The following is a 25,077-nucleotide window of genomic DNA, read 5'->3' on the forward strand; positions in this document are numbered from 1 at the left end:
TTATCTTGGGTTAATCCGTTATTTTACCCTTTTCCACGGTGAACATCTTCGAATTTTTGTCCGACATGTCCAGAACGTGTTCAGCGCTGATTGCGCTGACAAAGACCTGTGATTGCGTCGCTTTCAAGCGGCTGGCCAGCAGCCCGCGACGCGCATCATCAAGTTCAGAGGCAAAATCATCTATCAGGTAGAGACACCGCCGCCCGCTTTCACGGGTGAGGAACTCCCCTTGCGCCAGTCGTAAAGCGCACATCAGCAGTTTAAGCTGCCCACGCGATAAGGTATCTTCCACCGGCGCACCGTCAGCACGAATGCGGAAATCCGCTTTGTGCGGGCCATGCGCAGTGTAGGTCAACATGCGATCGCGTTCGAAGCTCCGCTCCAGCACCTCGGCATAATCCGTCTCTTTTTCCCAACCGCGCTGAAAAGAGAAGGTGAGGGAGAACTCCGGTAGAAATTGCTGGCAGGTATCCGCCATATCCTGCGCAATACCAGCACTGTACTCAGCACGCCAGGTACTGATTTGTTCCGCGAGAGGAATCAACTCCTTATCCCACGGACGCAATTGTTCATAACGGCTTACCTGGCGCAGCGCCGCGTTGCGCTGCTTGAGCAACCGCTTCAGGTTGCTCCAGGCGGTAAAAAAACCGACTTCGTTGTGAAAGCATCCCCAGTCAAGGAACGCTCTTCTGTATTTGGGGCCGCCGTTGAGTAAAGTAAACCCCTCAGGGGTAATCAACTGCATCGGCATCAGGTGCGCCAGCTCCGCCACTTTGTGGCCGTCGGTGCCGTCGATGCGCACTTTGCTGTCGCCCAGCTTGTCTTTCGTCAGGCCGATAGCGGTTTCGCGCTCTTCCCCTTGCAAACGTCCGTGGAGGACAAACGACTCCTGCTCGTGACGAATGACGCGGCCAATCTGCAAGCTGCGAAACGCCCGGCCGTGGCCGAGCGTATAGATGGCTTCCAGCACGCTGGTTTTGCCGCTACCGTTTGCGCCAACCAGGAAGTTAAAGCCGGGGGATAAAGCGAGATCCGCATTTTCAATATTGCGAAAGTCGCGGATCAACAGGCGGGTGAGCGACATTACAGTCTCATTGGCATCACAACATACGCAGCACTTTGAGACGCCGCATCTTCAATCTGTACGCTGGAAACGGAGTCTGTCAGCAGAATACGCACGGTTTCACATTTCAGCGCGTTCAGCACATCGAGCACGTAGCTGACGTTAAAACCGATCTCCATCTCAGTACCGCCGTAGGTGACGTCCAGAATTTCTTCCGCTTCTTCCTGTTCCGGGTTGTTGGCGGTGATTTTGAGTTGGTTTTCGCTCACATACAGGCGTACGCCACGGAATTTCTCGTTGGAGAGAATCGCCGCGCGGGCAAACGCCTGCTTGAGAATATCGCAACCCGCTTCCAGCGTTTTGTCCGGGTTCTTCGGCAATACGCGGCGATAATCCGGGAAACGACCATCAACCAGCTTGGACGTAAAGATAAAATCACCGACGTGGGCACGGATGTTGTTACTGCCGATCTGTACGCGCAGCGGGGTTTCGCCGCCGTCGAGCATACGCATCAGCTCAATCACGCCTTTACGCGGCACAATCACCGAATGGTTAGGCAGAGATTGCCCGACCGGCATAGAGCAGACCGCCAGACGGTGACCGTCGGTCGCGACGGTACGCAACTCTTCACCTTCAGTCTCAAACAGCATGCCGTTTAAGTAGTAACGAACGTCCTGATGCGCCATTGAGAACTGGGTGGCTTCAATCAGGCGCTTCATCGTTGCCTGCGGCAGGGTGAATTCGACTTCGCTCTGCCAGTCATCCAGATTAGGGAAATCGGCGGCAGGCAGCGTGGAAAGCGAGAAACGGCTACGCCCGGAGCGCACCAGCATCCGATCGCCTTCCAGCTGGACGGCAATTTCAGCCCCTTCCGGCAAGCCACGGCAGATATCAAAGAATTTCCGCGCCGGGACGGTAGTTGCGCCTGGTTCATGAGGCTGAATCAACGCAACGCGCGCCACCATTTCCATTTCAAGATCGGTGCCCGTCAGCGACAGCGTACCGTCAGCCACCTGCAACAGCAGGTTACCGAGAATGGGCAGCGTAGGACGACCGCCCAGCGGGCCACTGACCTGCTGAAGCGGTTTTAATAAATGTTCACGTTCAACGGTAAATTTCATAGCGTCACGAAGATAATGTTCTGATTAAGTTTGAGAAATCTTCTTTAATATCATGGCTTTCTTCACGCAACTGCTCAATCTTACGGCAGGCATGAAGTACGGTAGTGTGGTCACGTCCACCAAACGCGTCGCCAATTTCCGGCAGACTGTGGTTGGTGAGCTCCTTTGCCAGCGCCATAGCCATCTGACGCGGGCGCGCTACCGAGCGAGATCGACGCTTGGAAAGCAGATCCGCAATTTTAATTTTGTAATACTCCGCCACCGTTTTCTGGATATTGTCGATGGTGACCAGCTTTTCCTGCAACGCCAGCAGATCGCGCAGCGCTTCACGCACAAAGTCGATAGTGATAGCGCGTCCGGTAAAGTTAGCGTTAGCGATCACGCGGTTCAGCGCCCCTTCCAGCTCACGCACGTTAGAGCGTAGTCGCTTGGCAATAAAGAACGCCACCTCGCCAGGCAGACGAATATCATTTTCGTCCGCTTTTTTCATCAGGATCGCCACGCGGGTTTCCAGCTCAGGCGGTTCGATCGCCACCGTCAACCCCCAACCGAAGCGGGATTTCAGACGATCTTCGACGCCGTTGATCTCTTTTGGATAACGATCCGACGTCAAAATGATCTGCTGATTACCTTCCAACAGGGCGTTAAAGGTGTGGAAAAACTCTTCCTGGGATCGTTCTTTATTGGCGAAGAATTGAATGTCATCAATAAGCAGTGCGTCAACGGAACGGTAGTAGCGTTTAAACTCTTCGATCGCGTTGTTTTGCAAGGCTTTAACCATGTCCTGCACAAAGCGCTCGGAGTGCATATACACCACTTTCGCATTCGGTTTGCGCGCCATAATGCCGTTGCCCACCGCATGCAACAGGTGAGTTTTACCCAGACCGGTGCCGCCGTAGAGGAACAAGGGATTGTAGGCGCCGCCGGGGTTGTCCGCCACCTGACGAGCCGCCGCGCGCGCCAGTTGGTTGGATTTACCTTCGACGAAGTTATCAAACGTGTGTTTCACGTTGACGTTAGAGCGGTAGGTCGGTTCTGCCGGAGCCGGCACGTTATCCCAGCCCGGGCGCGCCGCGGCTGGCGCCGCACGCTGTGGCTGCGCCTGAGCGACCTGCGCAGGCACAACAACATTGTTGACCGGCGTTTTGAGCGTTTGAGTGACGGGTTTCGTCCCGACCTCAAAACGCAGTTGTGGGGCATCCGCTCCGCAGAAATTATTCAGCAGTCCATTGATATTATTGAGGTACTTGTCTCTTACCCAATCGAGCACAAAACGGTTTGGCGCATACAAAGCCAGCGTGTTATCGCTCAGTTCCGCCTGCAACGGGCGTATCCACATACTGAATTCTGTGGCTGGTAACTCATCCTGCAATCGGGCAAGACACTGCTGCCAAAGCGAAAGTGACACGGCGGACTCCACTCGAACAAAAGTCGATAAATGACAAAGGCTGAAACATTCATGATTGTTGACGCACGTCGAAAAGACCCTGTGCATAAAAGGGTGACGTGCGAATTGCTATCTGCAATTTTACCCGATCAGGATCCGTTGAAACGATCAGGACCGCGGATCATAGCCTAAACTGAGCAAGAGATCTTCTGTTTCTCACAGATTCTTCCCGCTTTATCCACAGGATGATCCAGAACCGGGTAAGTGTAAACGATCCAGGCGAAGTGCTGCACGATTTCGCGCGCATATTGAAAAAATTAATGAGTAAAGATGCCAGGCTGTGCCCTCAATTGCGCGTGGCGTCGACGCTGAGCCAGAAACGCGTAGTCAAGGCGGAAGGCGCTGGACATAGTGGGCCTATGTTCAAGCCTGACAACGCAGAGTACGCGTTTCTGGCACGCGTCCCGAAGGGCTGGGACTATTTTGGCCCATTGCCGCGTTGCTCTCCGCGCATTTGGGCCCCCAAACCCCACGGTTCGCACCTTGCCCTGGGCCAAAATAATCGCCAGCGACGTTCACGATCAATTGAGGGCACAGCCTGATACTGCATAAACGATCTAATAAAGATCCCGTGCGATCCTTGCGCTTTGCCCGGCAGTCCGTATAATCCTCCACCCGTTGTACAATGCCCATCGTACGGCGTTAGCGCTGCTTGTTTTTCGCGCGAAAAGGTGCGGAAAAACGCAGGGTTTTAAGGAAAGAGAATTGACTCTGGAGTGTACAATTATTACAATCCGGCCTCTTTAATCACCCACGCTGAGGCGTAAGTCGTTCGATAATCGTTCGGGTATACGCAAAAGTCAGTGAATTTATTCAAGTTTAGGTAGAAATCGCCATGAAACGCACTTTTCAACCGTCTGTACTGAAGCGCAACCGTTCTCACGGCTTCCGTGCTCGTATGGCTACTAAAAATGGTCGTCAGGTTCTGGCACGTCGTCGTGCTAAAGGCCGCGCTCGTCTGACCGTTTCCAAGTAATAAAAGCTAACCCCTGAGTGGTTAAGCTCGCATTTCCCAGGGAGTTACGTTTGTTAACTCCCAGTCATTTCACATTTGTCTTCCAGCAGCCACAACGGGCTGGCACGCCGCAAATCACCATTCTCGGCCGCCTGAATTCGCTGGGGCATCCCCGCATCGGTCTAACCGTCGCCAAGAAAAACGTTCGACGCGCGCATGAACGCAATCGGATTAAACGTCTGACGCGTGAAAGCTTCCGTCTGCGTCAACATGAACTCCCTGCAATGGATTTCGTGGTGGTGGCGAAAAAAGGGGTTGCCGACCTCGATAACCGTGCTCTCTCGGAAGCGTTGGAAAAATTATGGCGCCGCCACTGTCGCCTGGCTCGCGGGTCCTGATAGCCCTTATACGGGTCTATCAACGCCTGATCAGTCCGCTGCTTGGGCCGCATTGCCGTTTCACGCCAACCTGCTCAAGCTACGGAATTGAGGCATTGCGCAGGTTTGGAGTGATAAAAGGCAGTTGGTTGACGGTGAAACGCGTATTAAAATGCCACCCTTTACACCCTGGTGGTGACGATCCCGTCCCGCCCGGACCATTTGATACCAGAGAACACTAACGATGGATTCGCAACGCAATCTTTTAGTCATCGCTTTGCTGTTCGTGTCTTTCATGATCTGGCAAGCCTGGGAGCAGGATAAAAATCCGCAGCCTCAGACCCAACAGACCACGCAGACAACGACCACCGCAGCGGGTAGCGCCGCCGACCAGGGCGTACCGGCCAGTGGCCAGGGGAAACTGATTACGGTTAAGACCGACGTGCTTGATCTGACCATCAACACCCGTGGCGGTGATGTTGAGCAGGCCTTGCTGCCAACTTACCCGAAAGAGCTGGGTTCTAAAGAACCGTTCCAGTTGCTGGAAACGACTCCGCAGTTTATCTACCAGGCGCAGAGCGGCCTGACCGGTCGTGATGGCCCGGATAACCCGGCTAACGGCCCGCGTCCGCTGTACAGCGTCGATAACGACACGTTTGTCCTCGCGGATGGCCAGAACGAACTGCATGTTCCGATGACCTGGACTGACGCCGCTGGCAACACCTTCACCAAAACGTTTGTCCTCAAACGCGGTGAATATGCGGTCAACGTCAACTACAGCGTGCAGAACGCCGGTGAGAAACCGCTGGAGATCTCCACCTTTGGTCAGTTGAAGCAATCCATCAATCTGCCGTCTCATCGCGACACCGGTAGCAGCAATTTTGCACTGCATACCTTCCGTGGCGCGGCGTACTCCACGCCGGATGAGAAGTACGAAAAATACAAATTCGACACCATTGCCGATAACGAAAACCTGAACGTCAGCTCCAACGGCGGTTGGGTCGCCATGTTGCAGCAGTACTTCGCAACGGCATGGATTCCGCGTAACGACGGCACCAATAACTTCTATACCGCTAATCTGGGTAACGGCATTGCCGCTATCGGCTATAAATCTCAGCCGGTTCTGGTACAGCCGGGTCAGACTGGCGCCATGACCAGCACCCTGTGGGTTGGCCCGGAAATTCAGGATAAAATGGCGGCCGTTGCACCGCACCTGGATCTGACCGTTGATTACGGTTGGCTGTGGTTCATCTCTCAGCCGCTGTTCAAACTGCTGAAATGGATTCATAGCTTCCTGGGTAACTGGGGCTTCTCTATCATCGTTATCACCTTTATCGTTCGTGGCATCATGTACCCGCTGACAAAAGCGCAGTACACCTCCATGGCGAAGATGCGTATGCTACAGCCGAAGATTCAGGCTATGCGCGAGCGTCTGGGCGATGACAAACAGCGTCAGAGCCAGGAAATGATGGCCCTGTACAAAGCTGAGAAGGTTAACCCGCTGGGCGGCTGCTTCCCGCTGATCATCCAGATGCCTATCTTCCTGGCGTTGTACTACATGCTGATGGGCTCCATTGAACTGCGTCATGCGCCGTTCGCACTGTGGATCCATGACTTGTCCGCACAGGACCCGTACTACATCCTGCCGATCCTGATGGGCGTGACGATGTTCTTCATCCAGAAGATGTCTCCGACCACCGTGACCGACCCGATGCAGCAGAAGATCATGACCTTTATGCCGGTCATCTTCACGGTATTCTTCCTGTGGTTCCCGTCAGGTCTGGTGCTGTACTATATCGTCAGCAACCTGGTAACCATCATCCAGCAGCAGCTGATTTACCGTGGTCTGGAGAAACGTGGCCTGCATAGCCGCGAGAAGAAAAGCTCCTGATTCCATGTAAGCCGGGTAAGCATAGCGCCACCCGGCAATCAGAACAGCGATGACAGGGCGGTCAATTGACCGCCTTTTTTATTAGCAAAAAAGAGAAGATCATGAGCCATAACGACACTATCGTCGCCCAGGCTACCCCACCGGGACGCGGTGGCGTCGGTATCCTGCGTATTTCCGGTCTCAAGGCGCGCGAGGTGGCCGAAGCCGTATTGGGCAAGCTACCAAAACCGCGTTACGCCGATTACCTGCCGTTTAAAGATGCCGATGGCACGGCGCTGGATCAGGGGATCGCGCTGTGGTTTCCTGGCCCGAACTCGTTTACTGGTGAAGACGTACTGGAACTGCAAGGGCATGGCGGCCCGGTCATTCTCGACCTGCTGTTAAAACGTATTCTGACGCTCCCCGGCCTGCGCATTGCCAGACCGGGCGAGTTCTCCGAGCGCGCGTTCCTCAATGACAAGCTCGACTTAGCCCAGGCAGAAGCGATTGCCGACCTGATCGACGCCAGTTCCGAGCAGGCGGCACGCTCGGCGCTAAACTCGCTACAGGGGGCATTTTCCGCGCGTGTGAATCATCTTGTGGAAGCACTCACTCACCTGCGCATCTATGTGGAAGCAGCCATTGACTTCCCGGACGAGGAGATCGACTTCCTCTCCGACGGCAAAATTGAAGCCCAGCTCAACGGCGTGATCGCCGATCTCGATGCGGTACGCGCCGAAGCGCGTCAGGGCAGCCTGCTGCGTGAAGGGATGAAGGTGGTCATTGCCGGACGCCCTAACGCCGGGAAATCGAGCCTGCTGAACGCCCTGGCGGGCCGTGAGGCCGCCATTGTCACCGATATCGCTGGCACCACCCGCGACGTGCTGCGCGAGCATATTCACATCGACGGAATGCCGCTGCACATCATCGATACCGCCGGTCTGCGCGATGCCAGCGATGAAGTGGAACGTATTGGGATTGAGCGCGCCTGGCAGGAGATAGAACAGGCCGACCGCGTGCTGTTTATGGTGGATGGCACAACTACCGATGCCGTTGATCCGGCGGAAATCTGGCCGGACTTTATCGCCCGTTTACCGGCGAAACTGCCGATCACCGTTGTGCGCAACAAAGCTGACATCACTGGCGAGACGCTGGGTATCAGCGAGGTGAATGGTCACTCACTTGTCCGTCTTTCCGCCCGTACCGGCGAAGGCGTGGATGTGTTGCGTAACCATCTCAAGCAAAGCATGGGCTTTGACACCAATATGGAAGGCGGCTTCCTTGCCCGCCGTCGCCATCTTCAGGCGCTGGCAGAAGCCGCAGAACATCTCCAGCAGGGTAAATCACAGCTGCTTGGCGCCTGGGCAGGCGAACTGCTGGCGGAGGAGCTGCGTCTGGCGCAGCAGGCGCTGAGTGAGATCACCGGCGAGTTTACCTCCGACGATCTGCTGGGCCGTATTTTCTCCAGCTTCTGTATTGGCAAGTGATGTTGTTTTGCCCGGTGGCGCTACGCTTACCGGGCCGACTAAATCTGTAGGCCGGATAAGGCAAAGCCGCCATCCGGCAATAATAAATTTCCTCACAGGAAATCACCGTTGTCCAAATGGCAACTCGCGTCACTGAAAACCTCCCCGTATTCTTAGCGCCACGCTTATTGTGAGGACGCTATGACCCGCTTTCTAATCTGTAGTTTTGCCCTTGTTTTACTCTACCCGGCCGGTATCGACATGTATCTGGTCGGTTTACCCCGTATTGCCGCCGATCTGAACGCCAGCGAGGCGCAGCTGCACATCGCATTTTCGGTATACCTGGCCGGGATGGCCACCGCAATGCTGTTTGCGGGTAAAGTTGCAGACCAGTCAGGGCGCAAACCGGTGGCGATAGCGGGCGCGGTGATATTCATCATCGCCTCCATGCTTTGCTCACGAGCAACGGACGGGTCGCTGTTCCTGACCGGGCGCTTTATTCAGGGCATCGGGGCAGGGTGCTGTTATGTGGTGGCGTTTGCGATTTTGCGCGACACGCTGGACGATCGCCGCCGGGCGAAAGTGTTATCGCTATTAAACGGAATTACCTGCATTGTACCGGTATTAGCGCCAGTGTTAGGGCATTTGATTATGCTTAAATTCCCGTGGCAAAGTCTGTTTTACACGATGATAGCGATGGGTATCGCGGTATGCCTGCTCTCGGTGTTTATCCTGAAAGAAACGCGCCCGGCAACATGCTCATCGACCTCGCGCCCTCAGCAAAATGCAGAGTCGCTGCTCAACCGCTTTTTCCTCAGCCGTCTGGCGATCACCACGTTGAGCGTGTCGGTGATCCTCACATTTGTAAACACCTCGCCGGTGTTGCTCATGGAAATGATGGGCTTTGATCGCGGTGAATACGCCACCACAATGGCGCTGACGGCAGGCATCAGCATGGCGGTGTCGTTCTCAACGCCCTTTGCGCTGAGCGTATTTAAACCGCGCACGCTGATGCTCACGTCGCAAGGGCTGTTTCTGGCTGCGGGCATCGTACTCAGCCTCTCATCCTCTCACGCCGTCACGCTCTTTGGCCTGACGCTCATCTGCGCGGGTTTTTCAGTTGGCTTTGGCGTGGCGATGAGCCAGGCATTAGGCCCATTCTCACTGCGTGCTGGCGTCGCAAGCTCTGTACTCGGCATTGCACAGGTCTGCGGGTCATCGCTGTGGATATGGCTGGCGGCAGTCATTGGCTTTAACGCCCTGAATATGCTGATCGGGATTCTGATTGGCTGTAGCATGGTCTGTATCCTGTTACTGATGACCATACAGCCCGCAGCGCATTATGAAAAAATCCATCACCAGTCTCGATCTTAATCTGTTGTTATGTTTGCAGCTTCTGATGCAGGAGCGCAGCGTCACCAAAGCGGCGAAGCGGATGAACGTCACGCCCTCGGCGGTGAGTAAGTCGCTGTCAAAGCTGCGAACATGGTTTGATGACCCGCTGTTTGTGAACACGCCGCTGGGGCTGACGCCGACGCCGCTGATGGTCAATATGGAACAAAGCCTGGCGGACTGGATGCAGATGAGCAATCAGCTGCTTGATAAACCGCATCACGAATCGCCACGCGGCCTGAAATTTGAACTGGCGGCAGAGTCGCCGCTGGTAATGATCATGTTCAATTCTCTGTCGCAGCAGATTTATCAGCGCTATCCGCAGGCCACAATCAAGGTGCGTAACTGGGATTACGACTCGCTGGATGCCATCACACGCGGCGAGGTGGATCTCGGCTTTACCGGAAGGGAGAGCCATCCCCGTTCGCGGGAGCTTCTCAGCCTGCTACCGCTGTCTATCGATTTTGAAGTCCTGTTCAGCGACCTCCCCTGGGTCTGGCTGCGGGAAGATCACCCGGCGCTACAAGAAGAGTGGAATCTGGAAACATTTTTACGCTATCCGCATATCAGCATTTGCTGGGAGCAAAGCGACACCTGGGCGCTGGATGATGTATTGCAGGAGATGGGCCGCAAACGCAACATCGCCTTAAGTTTACCGGGGTTTGAACAATCGCTGTTTATGGCCGCCCAGCCGAACCACTCGCTGCTGGCGACCGCGCCTCTCTACTGCCAGCGTTATAACCAGCTCCACCAGCTCCCGTTGGTCGCGCGTCCTCTCCCTTTTGACGCCGCCCAGCGAGAAAAGCTGATGGTGCCTTTTACCCTCCTTTGGCATAAACGTAACAGCCATAACCCTAAAATTATCTGGTTAAAAGAGACCATTAAAACGCTCTATAGCCACCTCTCCTGACGGTAAATTAACCACGACCGCGTCAGAAATGTAAAAGTCGCGTAAGCGCCGCTGTTTTTGTCGAACTTTTGACCAGTAAAACCTGTCCATAGTCTACGTAAATGTTACTCTCGTAATAATCACGGACCATTAATCACGGAGCGAAAAATGGCGACACATTTTGCCAGAGGGATTCTTACGGAGGGACACCTGATTTCAGTCCGTCTGCCTTCTCCATGCCACATCGAAGCCAGAAACCTTCCCGCTCACCGCCGGACACGTTTTTTGGCTTCACGCGGCTTACTCGCTGAACTGATGTTTATGCTCTACGGAACCAGCGAGCTGCCGGAAATTGCTACTCAGGCCAAAGGGAAGCCTGTCTTTCGCGATAAAAATCTGCCCGCGTTCTCCATCTCATATGCCGGGAATATGGTGGGCGTGGCGCTGACAACGGAGGGGGAATGCGGCCTGGATATGGAATTACAGCGAGCCATGCGAGGCTTCCATAGCCCACTCTCAGCCGAGAGCCCGGCGTTCTCCAGCAACGAAAATCTGTGGATCAACAATCAGAGCGATCCCAACGAAGCGCGCGCGCAACTGATCACCTTACGCCAGAGCGTGCTAAAGCTAACCGGTGACGTACTGAATGACGATCCGCGTGAACTCCAGCTCCTTCCCGGCGCAGGCCGCCTGAAATGCGCCCACGTTACGCAGGTGGAGGCAATATGCGACGCGGAAGATATTCTGGTCTGGTCGGTGGCGGTTACGCCAGCCATTGAAAAACTGAATGTTTGGGAGTTTGATAGTAAGCAAGGATGGAAAAGCCTGGCCGATATCCAGACCCGGGCGAATGAACCCACTGGTCGCCTGATGCGATTCGCTCAATTATCCACAGCAAAGTCATCTTATACACTTAGCTGATTCGGCCCTGTCCCGGCCGCCATGATGAAAAGGAGTAATCATGTCCGAAACGTTGAATGTTGTTACGTTACTGGGGAGCCTGCGCAAAGGTTCATTTAACGGTATGGTCGCCCGCACGCTGCCGAAAATTGCCCCGGCAGGCATGGAGGTCAGCGCATTACCTTCGATTGGCGATATTCCGCTGTATGACGCTGATGTGCAACAGGAAGAGGGGTTCCCGGCGAGCGTTGAAGCGCTGGCGGAGCAAATCCGTAAAGCGGACGGCGTCGTCATCGTCACACCGGAATACAACTACTCGGTGCCAGGTGGACTGAAAAACGCGATCGACTGGCTGTCCCGCCTGCCAGAACAGCCGTTAGCCGGGAAACCGGTGCTGATCCAGACCAGCTCAATGGGGGCAATCGGCGGCGCTCGCTGTCAGTATCATCTGCGCCAGATTCTGGTATTCCTTGATGCGATGGTAATGAACAAACCGGAGTTTATGGGCGGCGTGATTCAGAACAAAGTTGACCCGCAAACCGGGGAAGTGGTTGATCAAAGCACGATTGATCATCTTACCGGCCAGCTAACCGCGTTTGGCGATTACATTCAGCGCGTTAAAGCGTGATAACAGCGCGCGCGTAGGGCCGCAGGCCGGATAAGGCGTTTGGCCGCCATCCGGCTATCAAATTTGCCTGATGGCGCTACGCTTATCAGGCCAGGACACCTCGCGCAGCGCCGTATCAGCGGCAATTAGTGCGCGTCGATAAACACAATCTTCAGCATAAACAACAACGCCACAACCACCACGCAAGGGCTCAGCTCACGCAGACGTCCGGTACCGATTTTCATCACACAGTAAGAGATAAAGCCCAGCGCGATACCTTCGGTAATCGAGAAGCTGAACGGCATCATCACGGCAGTAATAAACGCCGGAACAGACTCGGTAAGGTCCTGCCATTTCACGCGCGCCAGACTGGAAGTCATCAGTACGCCAACATAGATCAGCGCCCCGGCAGCGGCATAACCCGGCACCATTCCCGCCAGCGGCGACAGGAAGATAACCAGCAGGAACAGCAGACCGACAACAACGGCGGTCAGGCCCGTGCGCCCGCCGACGGATACGCCGGATGAGGACTCGATATAGGCAGTAACCGACGAAGTTCCGATAAACGCCCCGGTCACAGAAGAGACGCTATCGACAAACAGCGCCTGCTTCATCCGCGGGAATTTACCTTTCTCATCAGCCAGACCGGCTTTGTCGGTAACGCCAATCAGCGTACCGGAGGAGTCGAACAGGTTCACCAGCATGAAGGAGAAAATCACGCCAGCCAGACCAATGTTAAACGAGCCCGCCAGATCCACATGCCCGATCACAGAGCTAACGCTTGGCGGCGCAGAGACAATGCCGTTGTAATGCACATCACCCATCATCCAGCCGAGCAGCGTCGTTACAATAATAGAGACCAGCACGGCGGCATGAATGTTACGTGATGCCAGAATAGCGATGATGAAGAAGCCCAGCACGCCGAGCAGTACGCTGTGAGAGGTCAGATTACCGATGCTCACCAGGGTTTCCGGGTTCGCGACGATAACGCCTGCGTTTTTCAGCCCCATCATGCCGATAAACAGGCCGATACCGCTGGTGATGCCCACGCGCAGACTGACCGGAATGTTAGCAATCATCCAGTAACGCACGCGGAAGATGGTCAGCAGCAGCAGGCCGATCGCTCCCCAGAAGATTGCGCCCATACCAACCTGCCAGGACAGCCCCATCGCGCCAACGACCACGAAGGCGAAAAACGCGTTCAGACCCATAGCCGGCGCCAGCGCGACCGGTAAATTAGCAAACAGCCCCATCAGAATGCTGCCGAACGCCGCGATAAGACAGGTGGTAACGAAGACGGCGCTGGTGTCCATGCCAGCAACGCCAAGAATCTGCGGGTTAACAAAAACGATGTAAACCATCGTCAGGAAGGTGGTAAAACCGGCGATCACTTCGGTTCGTGCCGTCGTGCCATGTTCGCGCAGTTTAAACACGCGTTCCAGCATACCCTGACCAGAAGTCTGGGTGGTGTGTTGTTGACTCATTATCTATTTCCGAACAAGGAGGGAAAATTCGTCGCTATCCTATACCAAAATGCGACAATAAGGGCAGTTGTGAGACACTTTTTTCATTGAATTTGCTTATACGGCAACGATTGCGTCGCACAATAAGGCATTACGAAAACGTTAAACTAGCGAGAAAAGAAAGCATGTCCCAGATTCAAGCGGTATTTTTCGACTGCGACGGTACGCTGGTCGACAGTGAAGTCATTTGCTCCCGCGCGTATGTCGCGATGTTCCAGGAATTCGGCATCACGCTCGATCTCGAAGAGGTGTTCAAACGCTTTAAAGGCGTAAAACTCTACGAAATCATCGATATCATTAACGAGGAGCAGGGTGTGTCGTTAGCAAAAGCGGATTTAGAACCCGTTTACCGCGCCGAGGTCGCACGCCTGTTCGACTCAGAACTGGAGGTGATCGCAGGGGCAAATGCGCTGCTGGACAGCATGACGGTGCCGATGTGCGTCGTCTCTAACGGCCCGGTCAGCAAAATGCAGCATTCACTGGGCAAGCTGGGCATGTTGCATCATTTTCCAGAAAAATTGTTCAGCGGCTATGACATTCAACGCTGGAAGCCCGATCCGGCTCTGATGTTCCACGCGGCGAAAGCCATGAACGTTGACGTGGAGAATTGCATTCTGGTGGATGATTCCAGTGCCGGCGCCCGGTCGGGAATCGATGCGGGAATGGAGGTGTTCTACTTCTGCGCCGATCCGCACAACAAACCGATCGATCATCCGAAAGTAACGACGTTTACCGATCTGGCACAGTTGCCGGGATTGTGGAAGGCGCGGGGTTGGAATATCGTCGATTAAACCGTAGGCCTGATAAGCAAAGCGCCATCAGGCGAATGGCGCAGAATGCCGGATGCGGCGTAACGCCTTATCCGGCCTACAATAGCGACGCCGGGGGATCCCGGCGAACGCAACAAGCCGCTTATTCCTTCGGATCTTTGCCTGCCAGCAGTTTATCCAGCTCGTCACCACCGACGTGGCGGAAATCCTGTCCCTTCACGAAGTAGAAGATGTACTCGCAGATATTCTGGCAACGGTCGCCAATGCGCTCAATGGAGCGTGCGCAGAACAGCGCGGTCAGCACGCTTGGAATGGTGCGCGAATCTTCCATCATGTAGGTCATCAGCTGACGCACGATACCTTCGTATTCCTGGTCAACTTTCTTATCTTCACGGTAGATACGCACCGCTTCGTCAATATCCATTCGCGCGAACGCGTCCAGCACGTCATGCAGCATCTGTACGGTGTGACGCCCCAGCGACTCCAGGCTCACCAGCAGCGGCTGGTGCTGGTGGGAGAATTTCTCCAGCGCGGTGCGACAAATTTTGTCCGCCACGTCGCCAATGCGCTCCAGTTCAGCGATGGTTTTGATGATCGCCATCACCAGGCGCAGGTCGCTCGCTGTCGGCTGGCGTTTGGCAATGATGCGCACGCACGCTTCATCGATCGCCACTTCCATCATGTTGACGTGCTTATCGCCGTCAATAACGCGCTTCGCCAGTTCGCTATCCTGATTATGCATCGCGGTGATCGCATCAGAAAGCTGTTGCTCCACCATGCCGCCCATAGTCATCACCTGGGTGCGGATGCTTTCCAGTTCTGCGTTGAACTGGCCGGAAATGTGTTTGTTAAGGTTTAGGTTGTCCATGGTTAGCTCCAAATCAACCGTAGCGGCCAGTAATATAATCTTCGGTTTGCTTTTTAGCGGGCTTAGTGAACAGATCGTCCGTGTTGCTGAACTCAATCAACTCGCCCAGATACATAAACGCCGTGTGGTCGGAACAACGCGCAGCCTGCTGCATGTTGTGCGTCACGATCACCACGGTGTAGTCCTGCTTCAGCTCAGTGATCAGCTCTTCAATACGCCCGGTGGAAATCGGGTCCAGCGCTGAACACGGCTCATCCAGCAGCAGAACTTCCGGGCGAATGGCGATACCACGCGCAATGCACAGACGCTGCTGCTGACCACCCGAGAGAGAGTACCCGCTCTGGTGCAATTTATCTTTGGTTTCGTTCCATAATGCGGCTTTGGTCAACGCCCACTGAACGCGTTCGTCCATATCGGCGCGAGACAGTTTCTCAAACAGGCGCACGCCAAAAGCGATGTTGTCATAGATAGACATCGGGAACGGCGTCGGCTTCTGGAACACCATCCCCACTTTGGCACGCAGCAGAGCGATATCCTGGGTGTTGGTAAGGATATTATCGCCATCCAACAGGATCTCGCCTTCCGCGCGCTGCTCTGGATACAACGAATACATTTTGTTAAAGGTACGCAGCAGTGTGGATTTACCACAGCCAGACGGCCCAATAAACGCCGTGACCTGGTTCTTCGCGATATCCAGGTTGATATCCTTCAGGGCATGGAATTTGCCGTAGTAGAAGTTCAAATCACGAACCTGAATCTTACCCGGAGCAGTATCAACCATACTCATTTCAATCTCTTCCTCATTCGGCGTCGCCGTTGGCCGCGCCGTAAAAAATTAACCGCTGTTCACATCTGTAGGCCGGATAAGGCGTTTACGCCGCCATCCGGCACCTGAAATTAACCGTGTTTACTCTTCGCAAAAATGATGCGCGCCAGAATATTCAGCAACAATACGCACAGGGTAATGATCAACACCCCAGCCCAGGCCAGTTGCTGCCACTCCGCGAACGGACTCATCGCAAATTTAAAGATAGTGACCGGCAGGTTAGCGATAGGCTGCATCATGTCGGTGCTCCAGAACTGGTTGGAAAGCGCAGTAAAGAGCAGCGGCGCGGTTTCACCCGCAATACGGGCAACCGCCAGCAGTACGCCGGTGATAATCCCGGAAATCGAGGCTTTCAGGGTAATCGCCGAGATCATTTTCCATTTCGGCGTCCCCAGCGCATAAGCCGCTTCACGCAGGCTATCCGGCACCAGTTTCAGCATGTTCTCTGTGGTACGAATGACGATAGGCACCTGTAGCAGCGCCAGCGCAATCACGCCCGCCCAACCGGAGAAGTGCTCCATTTGCGCCACCACGATGGTGTAAACAAACAGACCGACCACGATAGACGGCGCGGAAAGCAGGATGTCGTTAATGAAACGGATCACTTCCGCAAGCCAGGATTTACGGCCATATTCCGCCAGGTAGATCCCCGCCATGATGCCAAGCGGCGTACCAAATACCGTCGCCCACAAAATTAACAGTCCGCTCCCCGCCAGGGCGTTCGCCAGACCACCGCCAGCGGTATTCGGCGGCGGCGTCATTTCAGTAAACAGCGCCAGCGACATGCCGTCGAAACCACGCGTAATGGTGGACATCAGGATCCAGATGAGCCAGAACAGCCCAAACGCCATCGTCGCCATTGAGAGCGTCAATGCGATGCGGTTTCTCGTGCGGCGCTTAGCCTGCATTTTACGGCGGGATTCCGCCAGTTCTGCGGTCGTTTGCATTTCAAGCGTAGCCATTAGCGTGCCCCCTCATTCTTCGCCAGACGCATAATCATCAGCTTAGAAATCGCCAGCACAATGAAGGTAATCACAAACAGAATCAGACCCAGTTCCATCAACGCGGCAACGTGCAGACCAGACTCCGCTTCGGCAAATTCGTTCGCCAGCGCAGAGGTGATACTGTTGCCCGGCATGTACAGCGAAACGCTGTCGAGCTGGTAGGTGTTACCGATGATAAAGGTCACCGCCATGGTTTCTCCCAGCGCACGACCCAGTCCCAGCATAACGCCGCCAATCACCCCATTTTTGGTGAACGGAAGGACGATACGCCAGATAACTTCCCAGGTGGTGCAGCCGATGCCATAGGCCGACTCTTTCATCATCACCGGGGTTTGTTCGAAGACATCGCGCATAACTGCCGCGATGTAAGGAATAATCATAATGGCGAGAATAACGCCCGCCGCCAGAATACCGATACCAAATGCCGGGCCGGAGAACAGTGCGCCAACAAACGGAATGTTGGAAAGAATATTCCCGACCGGTTCCTGGAACCAGGTGGCAAACAGCGGCGCGAAGATAAACAGGCCCCACATGCCGTAGACGATACTGGGGATAGCCGCCAGCAGTTCGATGGCGATGCCCAGCGGGCGACGCAGCCAGCCCGGCGCCAGTTCCGTCAGAAACAGGGCAATACCGAAGCTCACCGGAACGGCGATCAGCAGAGCGATAAACGAGGTAACCAGCGTGCCATAAATGGGAACCAGCGCGCCGTAGATATCGTTTGGCGCATCCCACTCTTTAGTCCACAGGAACGAGAAGCCAAACTTCTCAATGCTTGGCCAGGAGGAGATAATCAGCGAGACAATAATGCCACCCAACATCAATAGCACAATCAGCGCAGCCAGTTTTACCAGCGCGCTGAATATCATGTCACCCTTTTTACCCGGCGGGTTAAAAGCAGGCTTGGTTGCAGCCATAAATTACTCTTTCCATTAAACGCGTTTACGAAGTTGCCCATGCCGGATGGCGCTACGCTTATCCGGCCTACAAATCGGGCCTACAGTCGGAACTGTAGGGCGGATAAGCGTAGCGCCATCCGCCAGTTCGTTAAAGATATTCTATTAGTACAGCGCTTTACCGCTGCTGTCCTTCACATTGGTCTTCCATGCTGCACGAACCTGCTCAACAACGCTGTCCGGCAGGCTGGCGTAATCCAGGTCATTCGCCTGTTTGCCGCCATTTTTGTATGCCCAGTCGAAGAACTTCAGCACTTCAGCGCCCTGCTCAGGTTTCTTCTGCTCTTTGTGGACCAGGATGAAGGTGGTGGAAGTGATTGGCCACGCATCGTCACCTTGCTGGTTCGTCAGATCCTGAGCGAAAGAAGTGCTCCAGTCAGCGCCTTTCGCGGCGTTAGCAAAGCTCTCTTCGGTCGGGCTTACGGGTTTACCATCCGCTGAAATCAATTTGGTGTAAGCCAGGTTGTTCTGCTTCGCATAAGCGTATTCAACATAGCCGATAGAGCCTGGCAGACGCTGTACGAATGCGGCGATACCGTCGTTACCTTTACCGCCCAGACCGGTCGGCCAGTTAACGGTAGAGCCAGCGCCGACTTTAGATTTCCACTCTTCGTTCACTTTCGCCAGGTAGCTGGTGAAAACGAAGGAGGTGCCGGAACCATCTGCACGACGCACAACGGCGATGTTCTGAGAAGGCAGTTTCAGACCCGGGTTCAGTTTGGTGATGGCTTCATCATCCCACTTCTTAATTTTACCCAGATAGATGTCACCCAGGGTTTTCCCATCCAGCACCAGTTCGCCAGACTTCAGACCCGGGATATTCACCGCCAGCACTACGCCGCCAATGACGGTCGGGAACTGGAACAGACCTTCCTGCTCCAGTTTTTCGTCAGACAGCGGAGCGTCGGATGCACCGAAATCAACGGTGTTAGCCGTAATTTGTTTTACACCACCGGAGGAGCCGATACCCTGGTAGTTTACTTTGCTACCGGTCTCTTTCTGATAGGTATCAGCCCATTTGGCATACACCGGCGCAGGGAAAGTTGCACCTGCACCTGTCAGGCTCGCTGCTGCGAAAGCAGAGAACGCGCTCATGGATAAGGTCGCGGCGACAACAGTTGCGACAGTGGTACGCATGACTTTCATAATGTCTCCTGCAAGATTTTCGTAAATCATTGTTAAGTGGCTACGATGAGCAAAATAGGACAAACAGGTGACAGTTAAATGTACGAAATATGACAGTTTTATGACAACGAAAACTGATGAAATAAATCACAGAAAAAATAATTTATAAACAATCAGTTAATTCACTTCATGACAATGCGATTTCATGAAAATTTTCTTTTTATGACACTGAAAACAGTAGCTGAAGATGACGGTTTGTCACATTAAAACGACGGGAGAATTGATTAAAAACAGAACAGCGCAGAAAAAAATGCCCCGCTTTCGCAGGGCATCGTCACGATTACTCAACGGTAACTGATTTCGCCAGGTTACGCGGCTGGTCCACGTCGGTGCCTTTGATCAGCGCAACGTGATACGCCAGCAGTTGCAGCGGAACGGTGTAGAAGATCGGTGCAATCACCTCTTCCACATGCGGCATCTCAATGATGTGCATGTTGTCGCTGCTGACAAAACCGGCATCCTGGTCGGCGAAGACGTACAACTGGCCGCCACGGGCGCGGACTTCTTCGATGTTGGATTTCAGTTTTTCCAGCAATTCGTTGTTCGGCGCCACCACGATAACCGGCATATCTGCGTCGATCAGCGCCAGCGGGCCATGTTTCAGCTCACCTGCCGCATACGCTTCTGCGTGAATATAAGAGATCTCTTTCAGCTTCAGCGCGCCTTCCAGCGCGATCGGATACTGATCGCCACGGCCCAGGAACAGGGCATGGTGTTTGTCAGAGAAATCTTCCGCCAGCGCTTCGATACGCTTGTCCTGAGACAGCATCTGTTCAATACGGCTCGGCAGCGCCTGCAAACCGTGAACGATGTCGTGCTCGATAGACGCATCCAGACCTTTCAGACGCGCCAGCTTCGCCACCAGCATCAGCAGAACGGTCAGCTGAGTGGTAAACGCTTTGGTGGAGGCCACGCCGATTTCCGTCCCGGCGTTGGTCATCATCGCCAGATCGGATTCACGCACCAGGGAAGAACCCGGAACGTTACAGATGGCGAGAGAACCCAGATAGCCCAGCTCTTTCGACAGGCGCAGACCGGCAAGGGTATCCGCCGTTTCGCCAGACTGAGACAGGGTGATCATCAGGCTGTTACGACGTACGGCAGATTTGCGATAGCGGAATTCAGAGGCGATTTCGACGTCGCACGGAATACCGGCCAGCGATTCAAACCAGTAGCGAGAGACCATACCGGAGTTATACGACGTGCCGCAGGCGATAATCTGAATATGTTCAACCTGAGACAGCAGTTCGTTCGCTTTTGGCCCCAGCTCGCTTAAATCCACTTCACCGTGGCTGATACGCCCGGTCAGCGTATTTTTAATCGCATTCGGCTGTTCGTAGATCTCTTTCTGCATGTAGTGACGGTAAATACCTTTATCGCCCGCGTCATATTGCAGACTGGATTCGATATCCTGACGTTTCACTTCCGCGCCGGATTTATCGAAAATGGAGACCGAACGACGGGTCACTTCCGCAATATCGCCTTCTTCCAGGAAGATGAAGCGACGGGTTACCGGCAGCAGCGCCAGCTGGTCGGAAGCGATAAAGTTTTCGCCCATACCCAGACCGATAACCAGCGGGCTGCCAGAGCGCGCCGCCAGCAGCGTATCCGGGTGACGGGTATCCATGATTACCGTGCCGTACGCGCCGCGCAGTTGCGGAATCGCACGCATAACCGCTTCACGCAGCGTCCCGCCCTGTTCCAGCTCCCAGTGCACTAAGTGAGCAATCACTTCGGTGTCGGTCTCAGAAACGAAGGTATAACCACGCGCTTTCAGTTCTTCACGCAGTGGTTCATGGTTTTCGATGATGCCGTTATGCACCACCACAATGTGGTCAGAAACATGCGGATGCGCGTTTGCTTCCGAAGGTTCGCCGTGGGTCGCCCAGCGGGTGTGAGCAATACCGGTGCCGCCATGCAGAGGATGATCTTCCGCTGCCTGGGCCAGCATCTGTACTTTACCAAGGCGACGCAGACGGGTCATGTGACCTTCCGCATCAACCACGGCCAGACCGGCAGAGTCATAACCACGGTATTCCAGACGACGTAAACCTTCGAGAAGGATTTCAGCTACATCACGTTGCGCGATAGCGCCAACAATTCCACACATAGTATTTAATTCCGATTTTGGCATTAAGCCTGTCGTTGTCGCCGACCTGTATACCCGTATTCCGGGCGCCCCGAGCCTTGTAGAGAGTGGGGTTATTTTTATAGGTACTGCTTTTGGGCGAGCGATATATCTTTATCGCCTCATCCCTCATCTGCCGGATGGCGCTTATGCTTATCCGGCCTACAGAACGTCATCGAACGTAGGTCGGATAAGGCAAAGCCGCCATCCGGCAAAAGACTTACTTCTTCTTCACCGGACGCTGCCAGCCCTGCTTATGCACCTGCGGCACGCGGCTTAACACCAGTTCGTTATCCGCAACGTCGCGGGTAACGGTTGTGCCGGCGGCGATGGTCGCACCTTTACCCACGGTGACCGGCGCCACCAACTGAGTATCAGAACCGACAAACACATCATCGCCAATAATCGTTTTGAATTTATTTGCGCCATCGTAGTTGCAGGTAATGGTGCCCGCGCCGATATTCACGTTGTCGCCAATTTCCGCATCACCCAGATAGCTCAGGTGGCCCGCTTTCGAACCTTTCCCCAGACGCGCTTTTTTCATTTCAACGAAGTTGCCGACATGAGCGCCTTCCCGCAGCTCCGCGCCGGGGCGCAGACGGGCAAACGGACCAATAGTACAGGCCGCTTCCAGGTGCGCATCTTCCACCACGCTGTACGGGCTGATGTCACAGTCATCGCCAATCACGCTGTTTTTAATAACGCAACCCGCGCCAATCTTCACGCGGTGACCCAGCGTGACGTTGCCTTCGATGATAACGTTAGTATCAATTTCAACATCGCGCCCGTGGGTGAGAGCGCCGCGCAGGTCAAAACGCGCGGGATCGCGCAGCATCACACCGGCCAGCAGCAGCTTTTCAGCCTGCTCGGACTGATAAACGCGTTCCAGACGAGAGAGTTGCAGACGGTTGTTTACGCCTTCCACTTCGCTTAAACGATCCGGGTGTACAGCAGCGATTTCGCGGCCTTCCTGATATGCCAGCGCAATGATGTCGGTAATGTAATATTCACCCTGAGCATTATTGTTGGTCAGTTTCGCCAGCCAGCGCTTCATGTCCGCACCATTAGCGATCAGGATACCGGTATTGATTTCCTGGATCTGACGCTGTTCGTCGGTGGCATCTTTATGCTCAACGATGCCGGTCACTTTACCGTTCTCACGCGTAATACGACCGTAACCGCTCGGATCGTCCAGCTTCACGGTTAACAAACCAATGCCGCCCTGCGGTTTGGCGTCACGCAGACGCTGTAAGGTTTCCACAGAGATCAGCGGCACATCGCCATAGAGCATTAAAATGTCTTCGTCATCGCTAAAGAACGGCGCCGCCTGCTGCATCGCATGACCCGTCCCCAGCTGCTCTGCCTGCAAAACCCAGTTCAGGTTGTCATTTTTAAGGGTGTTTTTAAGCAGATCGCCGCCGTGACCATAGACCAGATGCACCTGAGATGCGCCTAATTCATTAGCGGCATCAATGACATGCTGAACCATCGCTTTTCCCGCAAGGGTATGCAGCACTTTAGGAAGATCGGAATACATACGCGTGCCTTTGCCTGCGGCAAGGATCACTACGCTCATAGCACTATTCAACATACGCGTCCTGACTGTAATTTGAGAACGAATTTATACCGTTTCACATTGAAAATACTACATTTTTTTCATCGTGAAATGGGCAGAAGAGAAAACGCTCAACGCGGGGTTTTCACCGCTTGTTAATGGGATATTTTCGTTCATCGCCCTGCCTTTTGTCTTCAGAAAAGTAAGACTTACCTTTCATTAAAGGCTTAGGTTAATGTTTTTGCTATTTTTTTGACCCATGAATAAAGATGAAACAGCACGGAATAACATTCAGGCAAAAAAAAACCAGCCTGATTTCAGACTGGTTTTTATGCTTTCAAGCCGGTGTTACATCGCTTTTTTGGTCAACTCGATAACGCGCAGTTTGGCGATCGCTTTGGCCAGTTCCGCAGATGCCTGAGCGTAATCCACGTCACCATGAGAGCTCTTAATGCGCTCTTCAGCCTTACGTTTCGCTTCCAGAGCTCGCGCTTCGTCGAGATCCTGGCCGCGAATCGCGGTATCAGCCAGTACGGTCACGCTGCCAGGCTGCACTTCAAGAATGCCGCCAGACAGGTAGATAAACTCTTCATGACCGAACTGTTTAACGATGCGGATCATACCAGGCTTAATGGCGGTGAGCAGCGGCGCGTGGCCCGGGTAAATACCCAGTTCACCTTCACTACCCGTTACCTGGATTTTTTCGACCAGACCAGAGAACATTTGTTGCTCTGCGCTGACGACGTCCAGGTGGTAAGTCATTGCCATATCACCCTCCGATTAAGGCGTTAAAGTTTTTTGGCTTTTTCCACGGCTTCGTCGATGGAACCGACCATATAGAACGCCTGCTCCGGCAGGTGATCGTATTCGCCTTCCATGATGCCTTTAAAGCCACGGATGGTGTCTTTCAGGGAGACGTATTTACCCGGAGAACCGGTAAATACTTCTGCCACGAAGAACGGCTGGGACAGGAAGCGCTGAATCTTACGTGCGCGAGCTACCACCAGTTTGTCTTCTTCAGACAGTTCATCCATACCCAGGATGGCGATGATGTCTTTCAGTTCCTGGTAACGTTGCAGGATAGACTGTACGCCACGCGCGGTGTCGTAGTGCTCCTGACCAACAACCAGCGGGTCCAGCTGACGGCTGGTGGAATCCAGCGGGTCAACGGCCGGGTAGATACCCAGAGACGCGATCTGACGGCTCAGTACCACGGTTGCGTCAAGGTGCGCAAAGGTGGTGGCTGGAGACGGGTCAGTCAAGTCATCCGCAGGTACGTATACCGCCTGTACGGAGGTGATAGAACCGGTTTTGGTGGAAGTGATACGTTCCTGCAAAACACCCATCTCTTCCGCCAGGGTCGGCTGGTAACCTACCGCTGAAGGCATACGACCCAGCAGTGCGGATACTTCCGTACCGGCCAGGGTGTAACGGTAGATGTTGTCGACGAACAGCAGAACGTCACGACCTTCGTCACGGAATTTCTCCGCCATGGTCAGGCCGGTCAGCGCAACGCGCAGACGGTTTCCCGGCGGCTCGTTCATCTGGCCGTAAACCAGGGATACTTTGTCGATAACGTTGGAGTCGGTCATTTCGTGGTAGAAGTCGTTACCCTCACGAGTACGTTCACCTACGCCCGCAAACACGGAGTAACCGGAGTGTTCGATCGCGATGTTACGGATCAGCTCCATCATGTTTACGGTTTTACCTACACCCGCACCACCGAACAGACCCACTTTACCGCCCTTCGCGAACGGACACATCAGGTCGATAACTTTGATACCGGTTTCCAACAGTTCCTGAGAGTTTGACAACTCTTCGTAGGACGGTGCCGCACGGTGGATAGCCCAACGCTCTTCTTCACCGATCTCGCCTTTCATGTCTACTGGTTCGCCCAGTACGTTCATGATACGACCCAGCGTTGCTTTACCTACCGGGACTTCGATCGGGTGCTCAAGGTCTTTCACATCCAGACCACGACGCAGGCCGTCGGAAGAACCCATGGCGATGGTACGTACGATACCGCCACCGAGCTGCTGCTGAACTTCCAGCACCAGATGTTCATTACCATTCTGCACCTCAAGGGCGTCGTACACGCGCGGTACGGCATCCTGAGGGAACTCGACGTCAACTACGGCGCCGATTACCTGGACAATTTTTCCAGTAGCCATCTTG

General features: G+C 54.3%; 24 protein-coding genes. 11 read left to right on the plus strand and 13 right to left on the minus strand.

Going from position 1 to position 25,077, the window contains the following annotated elements; genetic code table 11:
- Positions 1 to 10 precede the first annotated feature (10 nt).
- The 3 genes from recF to dnaA are packed head-to-tail and all read right to left on the minus strand — an operon-like array spanning position 11 to position 3,592.
- On the minus strand, positions 11 to 1,084 hold the full coding sequence (gene recF, locus OGY62_RS04005) for a DNA replication/repair protein RecF (protein ID WP_012000805.1): 1,074 nt from the start codon (positions 1,082 to 1,084) through the stop codon (positions 11 to 13).
- The gene (gene dnaN / locus OGY62_RS04010) at positions 1,084 to 2,184 is read right to left on the minus strand and encodes a DNA polymerase III subunit beta (protein ID WP_012000806.1); all 1,101 of its coding nucleotides are present in this window, start codon (positions 2,182 to 2,184) and stop codon (positions 1,084 to 1,086) included. The genes recF and dnaN overlap by 1 nt, the downstream gene beginning before the upstream one ends.
- A 4-nt stretch (positions 2,185 to 2,188) precedes the next feature.
- Positions 2,189 to 3,592: a chromosomal replication initiator protein DnaA gene (gene dnaA, locus OGY62_RS04015; RefSeq protein ID WP_114848141.1), complete on the minus strand. Its 1,404-nt coding sequence runs from the start codon at positions 3,590 to 3,592 to the stop codon at positions 2,189 to 2,191.
- A 583-nt stretch (positions 3,593 to 4,175) separates the two neighbouring features.
- Between dnaA and OGY62_RS23365 the strand changes: the two genes are divergently transcribed.
- The 10 genes from OGY62_RS23365 to OGY62_RS04060 all read left to right on the plus strand — a co-directional run bounded on the left by OGY62_RS23365 (position 4,176) and on the right by OGY62_RS04060 (position 12,108).
- Entirely contained in the window at positions 4,176 to 4,238 is a 63-nt protein-coding gene (locus OGY62_RS23365) for a hypothetical protein (RefSeq protein WP_422647621.1), read from the plus strand.
- Positions 4,239 to 4,466: 228 nt separating this feature from the next.
- On the plus strand, positions 4,467 to 4,607 hold the full coding sequence (gene rpmH, locus OGY62_RS04020) for a 50S ribosomal protein L34 (RefSeq protein WP_000831330.1): 141 nt from the start codon (positions 4,467 to 4,469) through the stop codon (positions 4,605 to 4,607).
- 17 nt (positions 4,608 to 4,624) lie between these two features.
- Positions 4,625 to 4,984 (plus strand): ribonuclease P protein component, encoded by a 360-nt coding sequence (rnpA, locus tag OGY62_RS04025; RefSeq protein WP_012000809.1) that lies wholly within the window; start codon positions 4,625 to 4,627, stop codon positions 4,982 to 4,984.
- Positions 4,948 to 5,205 (plus strand): membrane protein insertion efficiency factor YidD, encoded by a 258-nt coding sequence (gene yidD, locus OGY62_RS04030; RefSeq protein ID WP_001307474.1) that lies wholly within the window; start codon positions 4,948 to 4,950, stop codon positions 5,203 to 5,205. The genes rnpA and yidD overlap by 37 nt, the downstream gene beginning before the upstream one ends.
- Positions 5,206 to 5,207: 2 nt before the next feature.
- Positions 5,208 to 6,854 carry a membrane protein insertase YidC gene (gene yidC, locus OGY62_RS04035; RefSeq protein WP_012000810.1) on the plus strand — a complete coding sequence of 549 codons (1,647 nt, stop codon included), beginning with the start codon at positions 5,208 to 5,210 and terminating at the stop codon, positions 6,852 to 6,854.
- Positions 6,855 to 6,955: 101 nt separating this feature from the next.
- On the plus strand, positions 6,956 to 8,320 hold the full coding sequence (mnmE, locus tag OGY62_RS04040; RefSeq protein ID WP_024130083.1) for a tRNA uridine-5-carboxymethylaminomethyl(34) synthesis GTPase MnmE: 1,365 nt from the start codon (positions 6,956 to 6,958) through the stop codon (positions 8,318 to 8,320).
- Positions 8,321 to 8,500: 180 nt separating this feature from the next.
- Complete coding sequence (locus tag OGY62_RS04045) at positions 8,501 to 9,673, plus strand: MFS transporter (RefSeq protein WP_012000813.1); 1,173 nt, start codon at positions 8,501 to 8,503, stop codon at positions 9,671 to 9,673.
- Entirely contained in the window at positions 9,642 to 10,601 is a 960-nt protein-coding gene (yidZ, locus tag OGY62_RS04050) for an HTH-type transcriptional regulator YidZ (RefSeq protein WP_012000814.1), read from the plus strand. Before OGY62_RS04045 ends, yidZ begins: the two co-directional genes overlap by 32 nt.
- A gap of 147 nt (positions 10,602 to 10,748) precedes the next feature.
- On the plus strand, positions 10,749 to 11,501 hold the full coding sequence (locus OGY62_RS04055; protein WP_115626127.1) for a 4'-phosphopantetheinyl transferase family protein: 753 nt from the start codon (positions 10,749 to 10,751) through the stop codon (positions 11,499 to 11,501).
- 40 nt (positions 11,502 to 11,541) lie between these two features.
- Positions 11,542 to 12,108, plus strand: a complete 567-nt coding sequence (locus OGY62_RS04060; RefSeq protein ID WP_012000816.1) for an NADPH-dependent FMN reductase — start codon at positions 11,542 to 11,544, stop codon at positions 12,106 to 12,108.
- A 125-nt stretch (positions 12,109 to 12,233) separates the two neighbouring features.
- Here OGY62_RS04060 and adeP read toward each other — a convergent pair whose 3' ends face one another.
- The gene (gene adeP / locus OGY62_RS04065; RefSeq protein WP_115626129.1) at positions 12,234 to 13,571 is read right to left on the minus strand and encodes an adenine permease AdeP; all 1,338 of its coding nucleotides are present in this window, start codon (positions 13,569 to 13,571) and stop codon (positions 12,234 to 12,236) included.
- Positions 13,572 to 13,735: 164 nt separating this feature from the next.
- Here adeP and yieH point away from each other — a divergent pair, with 164 nt between their 5' ends.
- Complete coding sequence (gene yieH, locus OGY62_RS04070) at positions 13,736 to 14,401, plus strand: 6-phosphogluconate phosphatase (protein ID WP_115626131.1); 666 nt, start codon at positions 13,736 to 13,738, stop codon at positions 14,399 to 14,401.
- Positions 14,402 to 14,522: 121 nt separating this feature from the next.
- Here yieH and phoU read toward each other — a convergent pair whose 3' ends face one another.
- The 9 genes from phoU to atpD all read right to left on the minus strand — a co-directional run bounded on the left by phoU (position 14,523) and on the right by atpD (position 25,073).
- Positions 14,523 to 15,248 (minus strand): phosphate signaling complex protein PhoU, encoded by a 726-nt coding sequence (phoU, locus tag OGY62_RS04075; RefSeq protein WP_012000820.1) that lies wholly within the window; start codon positions 15,246 to 15,248, stop codon positions 14,523 to 14,525.
- 13 nt (positions 15,249 to 15,261) lie between these two features.
- Entirely contained in the window at positions 15,262 to 16,035 is a 774-nt protein-coding gene (gene pstB, locus OGY62_RS04080) for a phosphate ABC transporter ATP-binding protein PstB (protein ID WP_012000821.1), read from the minus strand.
- A gap of 110 nt (positions 16,036 to 16,145) precedes the next feature.
- The gene (pstA, locus tag OGY62_RS04085; protein WP_012000822.1) at positions 16,146 to 17,036 is read right to left on the minus strand and encodes a phosphate ABC transporter permease PstA; all 891 of its coding nucleotides are present in this window, start codon (positions 17,034 to 17,036) and stop codon (positions 16,146 to 16,148) included.
- The gene (pstC, locus tag OGY62_RS04090) at positions 17,036 to 17,995 is read right to left on the minus strand and encodes a phosphate ABC transporter permease PstC (protein WP_012000823.1); all 960 of its coding nucleotides are present in this window, start codon (positions 17,993 to 17,995) and stop codon (positions 17,036 to 17,038) included. Before pstC ends, pstA begins: the two co-directional genes overlap by 1 nt.
- Before the next feature lie 144 nt (positions 17,996 to 18,139).
- Positions 18,140 to 19,180 carry a phosphate ABC transporter substrate-binding protein PstS gene (gene pstS, locus OGY62_RS04095; protein ID WP_024130085.1) on the minus strand — a complete coding sequence of 347 codons (1,041 nt, stop codon included), beginning with the start codon at positions 19,178 to 19,180 and terminating at the stop codon, positions 18,140 to 18,142.
- 319 nt (positions 19,181 to 19,499) lie between these two features.
- Positions 19,500 to 21,329: a glutamine--fructose-6-phosphate transaminase (isomerizing) gene (gene glmS, locus OGY62_RS04100; protein WP_115182296.1), complete on the minus strand. Its 1,830-nt coding sequence runs from the start codon at positions 21,327 to 21,329 to the stop codon at positions 19,500 to 19,502.
- Positions 21,330 to 21,567: 238 nt separating this feature from the next.
- The gene (gene glmU, locus OGY62_RS04105; protein ID WP_110494872.1) at positions 21,568 to 22,938 is read right to left on the minus strand and encodes a bifunctional UDP-N-acetylglucosamine diphosphorylase/glucosamine-1-phosphate N-acetyltransferase GlmU; all 1,371 of its coding nucleotides are present in this window, start codon (positions 22,936 to 22,938) and stop codon (positions 21,568 to 21,570) included.
- Positions 22,939 to 23,250: 312 nt separating this feature from the next.
- A complete protein-coding gene (locus OGY62_RS04110; protein ID WP_012000828.1) occupies positions 23,251 to 23,670 on the minus strand; it encodes a F0F1 ATP synthase subunit epsilon in 420 nt (139 codons plus the stop codon).
- A gap of 20 nt (positions 23,671 to 23,690) precedes the next feature.
- Entirely contained in the window at positions 23,691 to 25,073 is a 1,383-nt protein-coding gene (gene atpD, locus OGY62_RS04115) for a F0F1 ATP synthase subunit beta (protein ID WP_012000829.1), read from the minus strand.
- Positions 25,074 to 25,077 lie beyond the last annotated feature (4 nt).

The sequence above is a fragment of the Citrobacter sp. CK198 genome (assembly GCF_030333295.1).
GTDB lineage: Bacteria > Pseudomonadota > Gammaproteobacteria > Enterobacterales > Enterobacteriaceae > Citrobacter_B > Citrobacter_B koseri.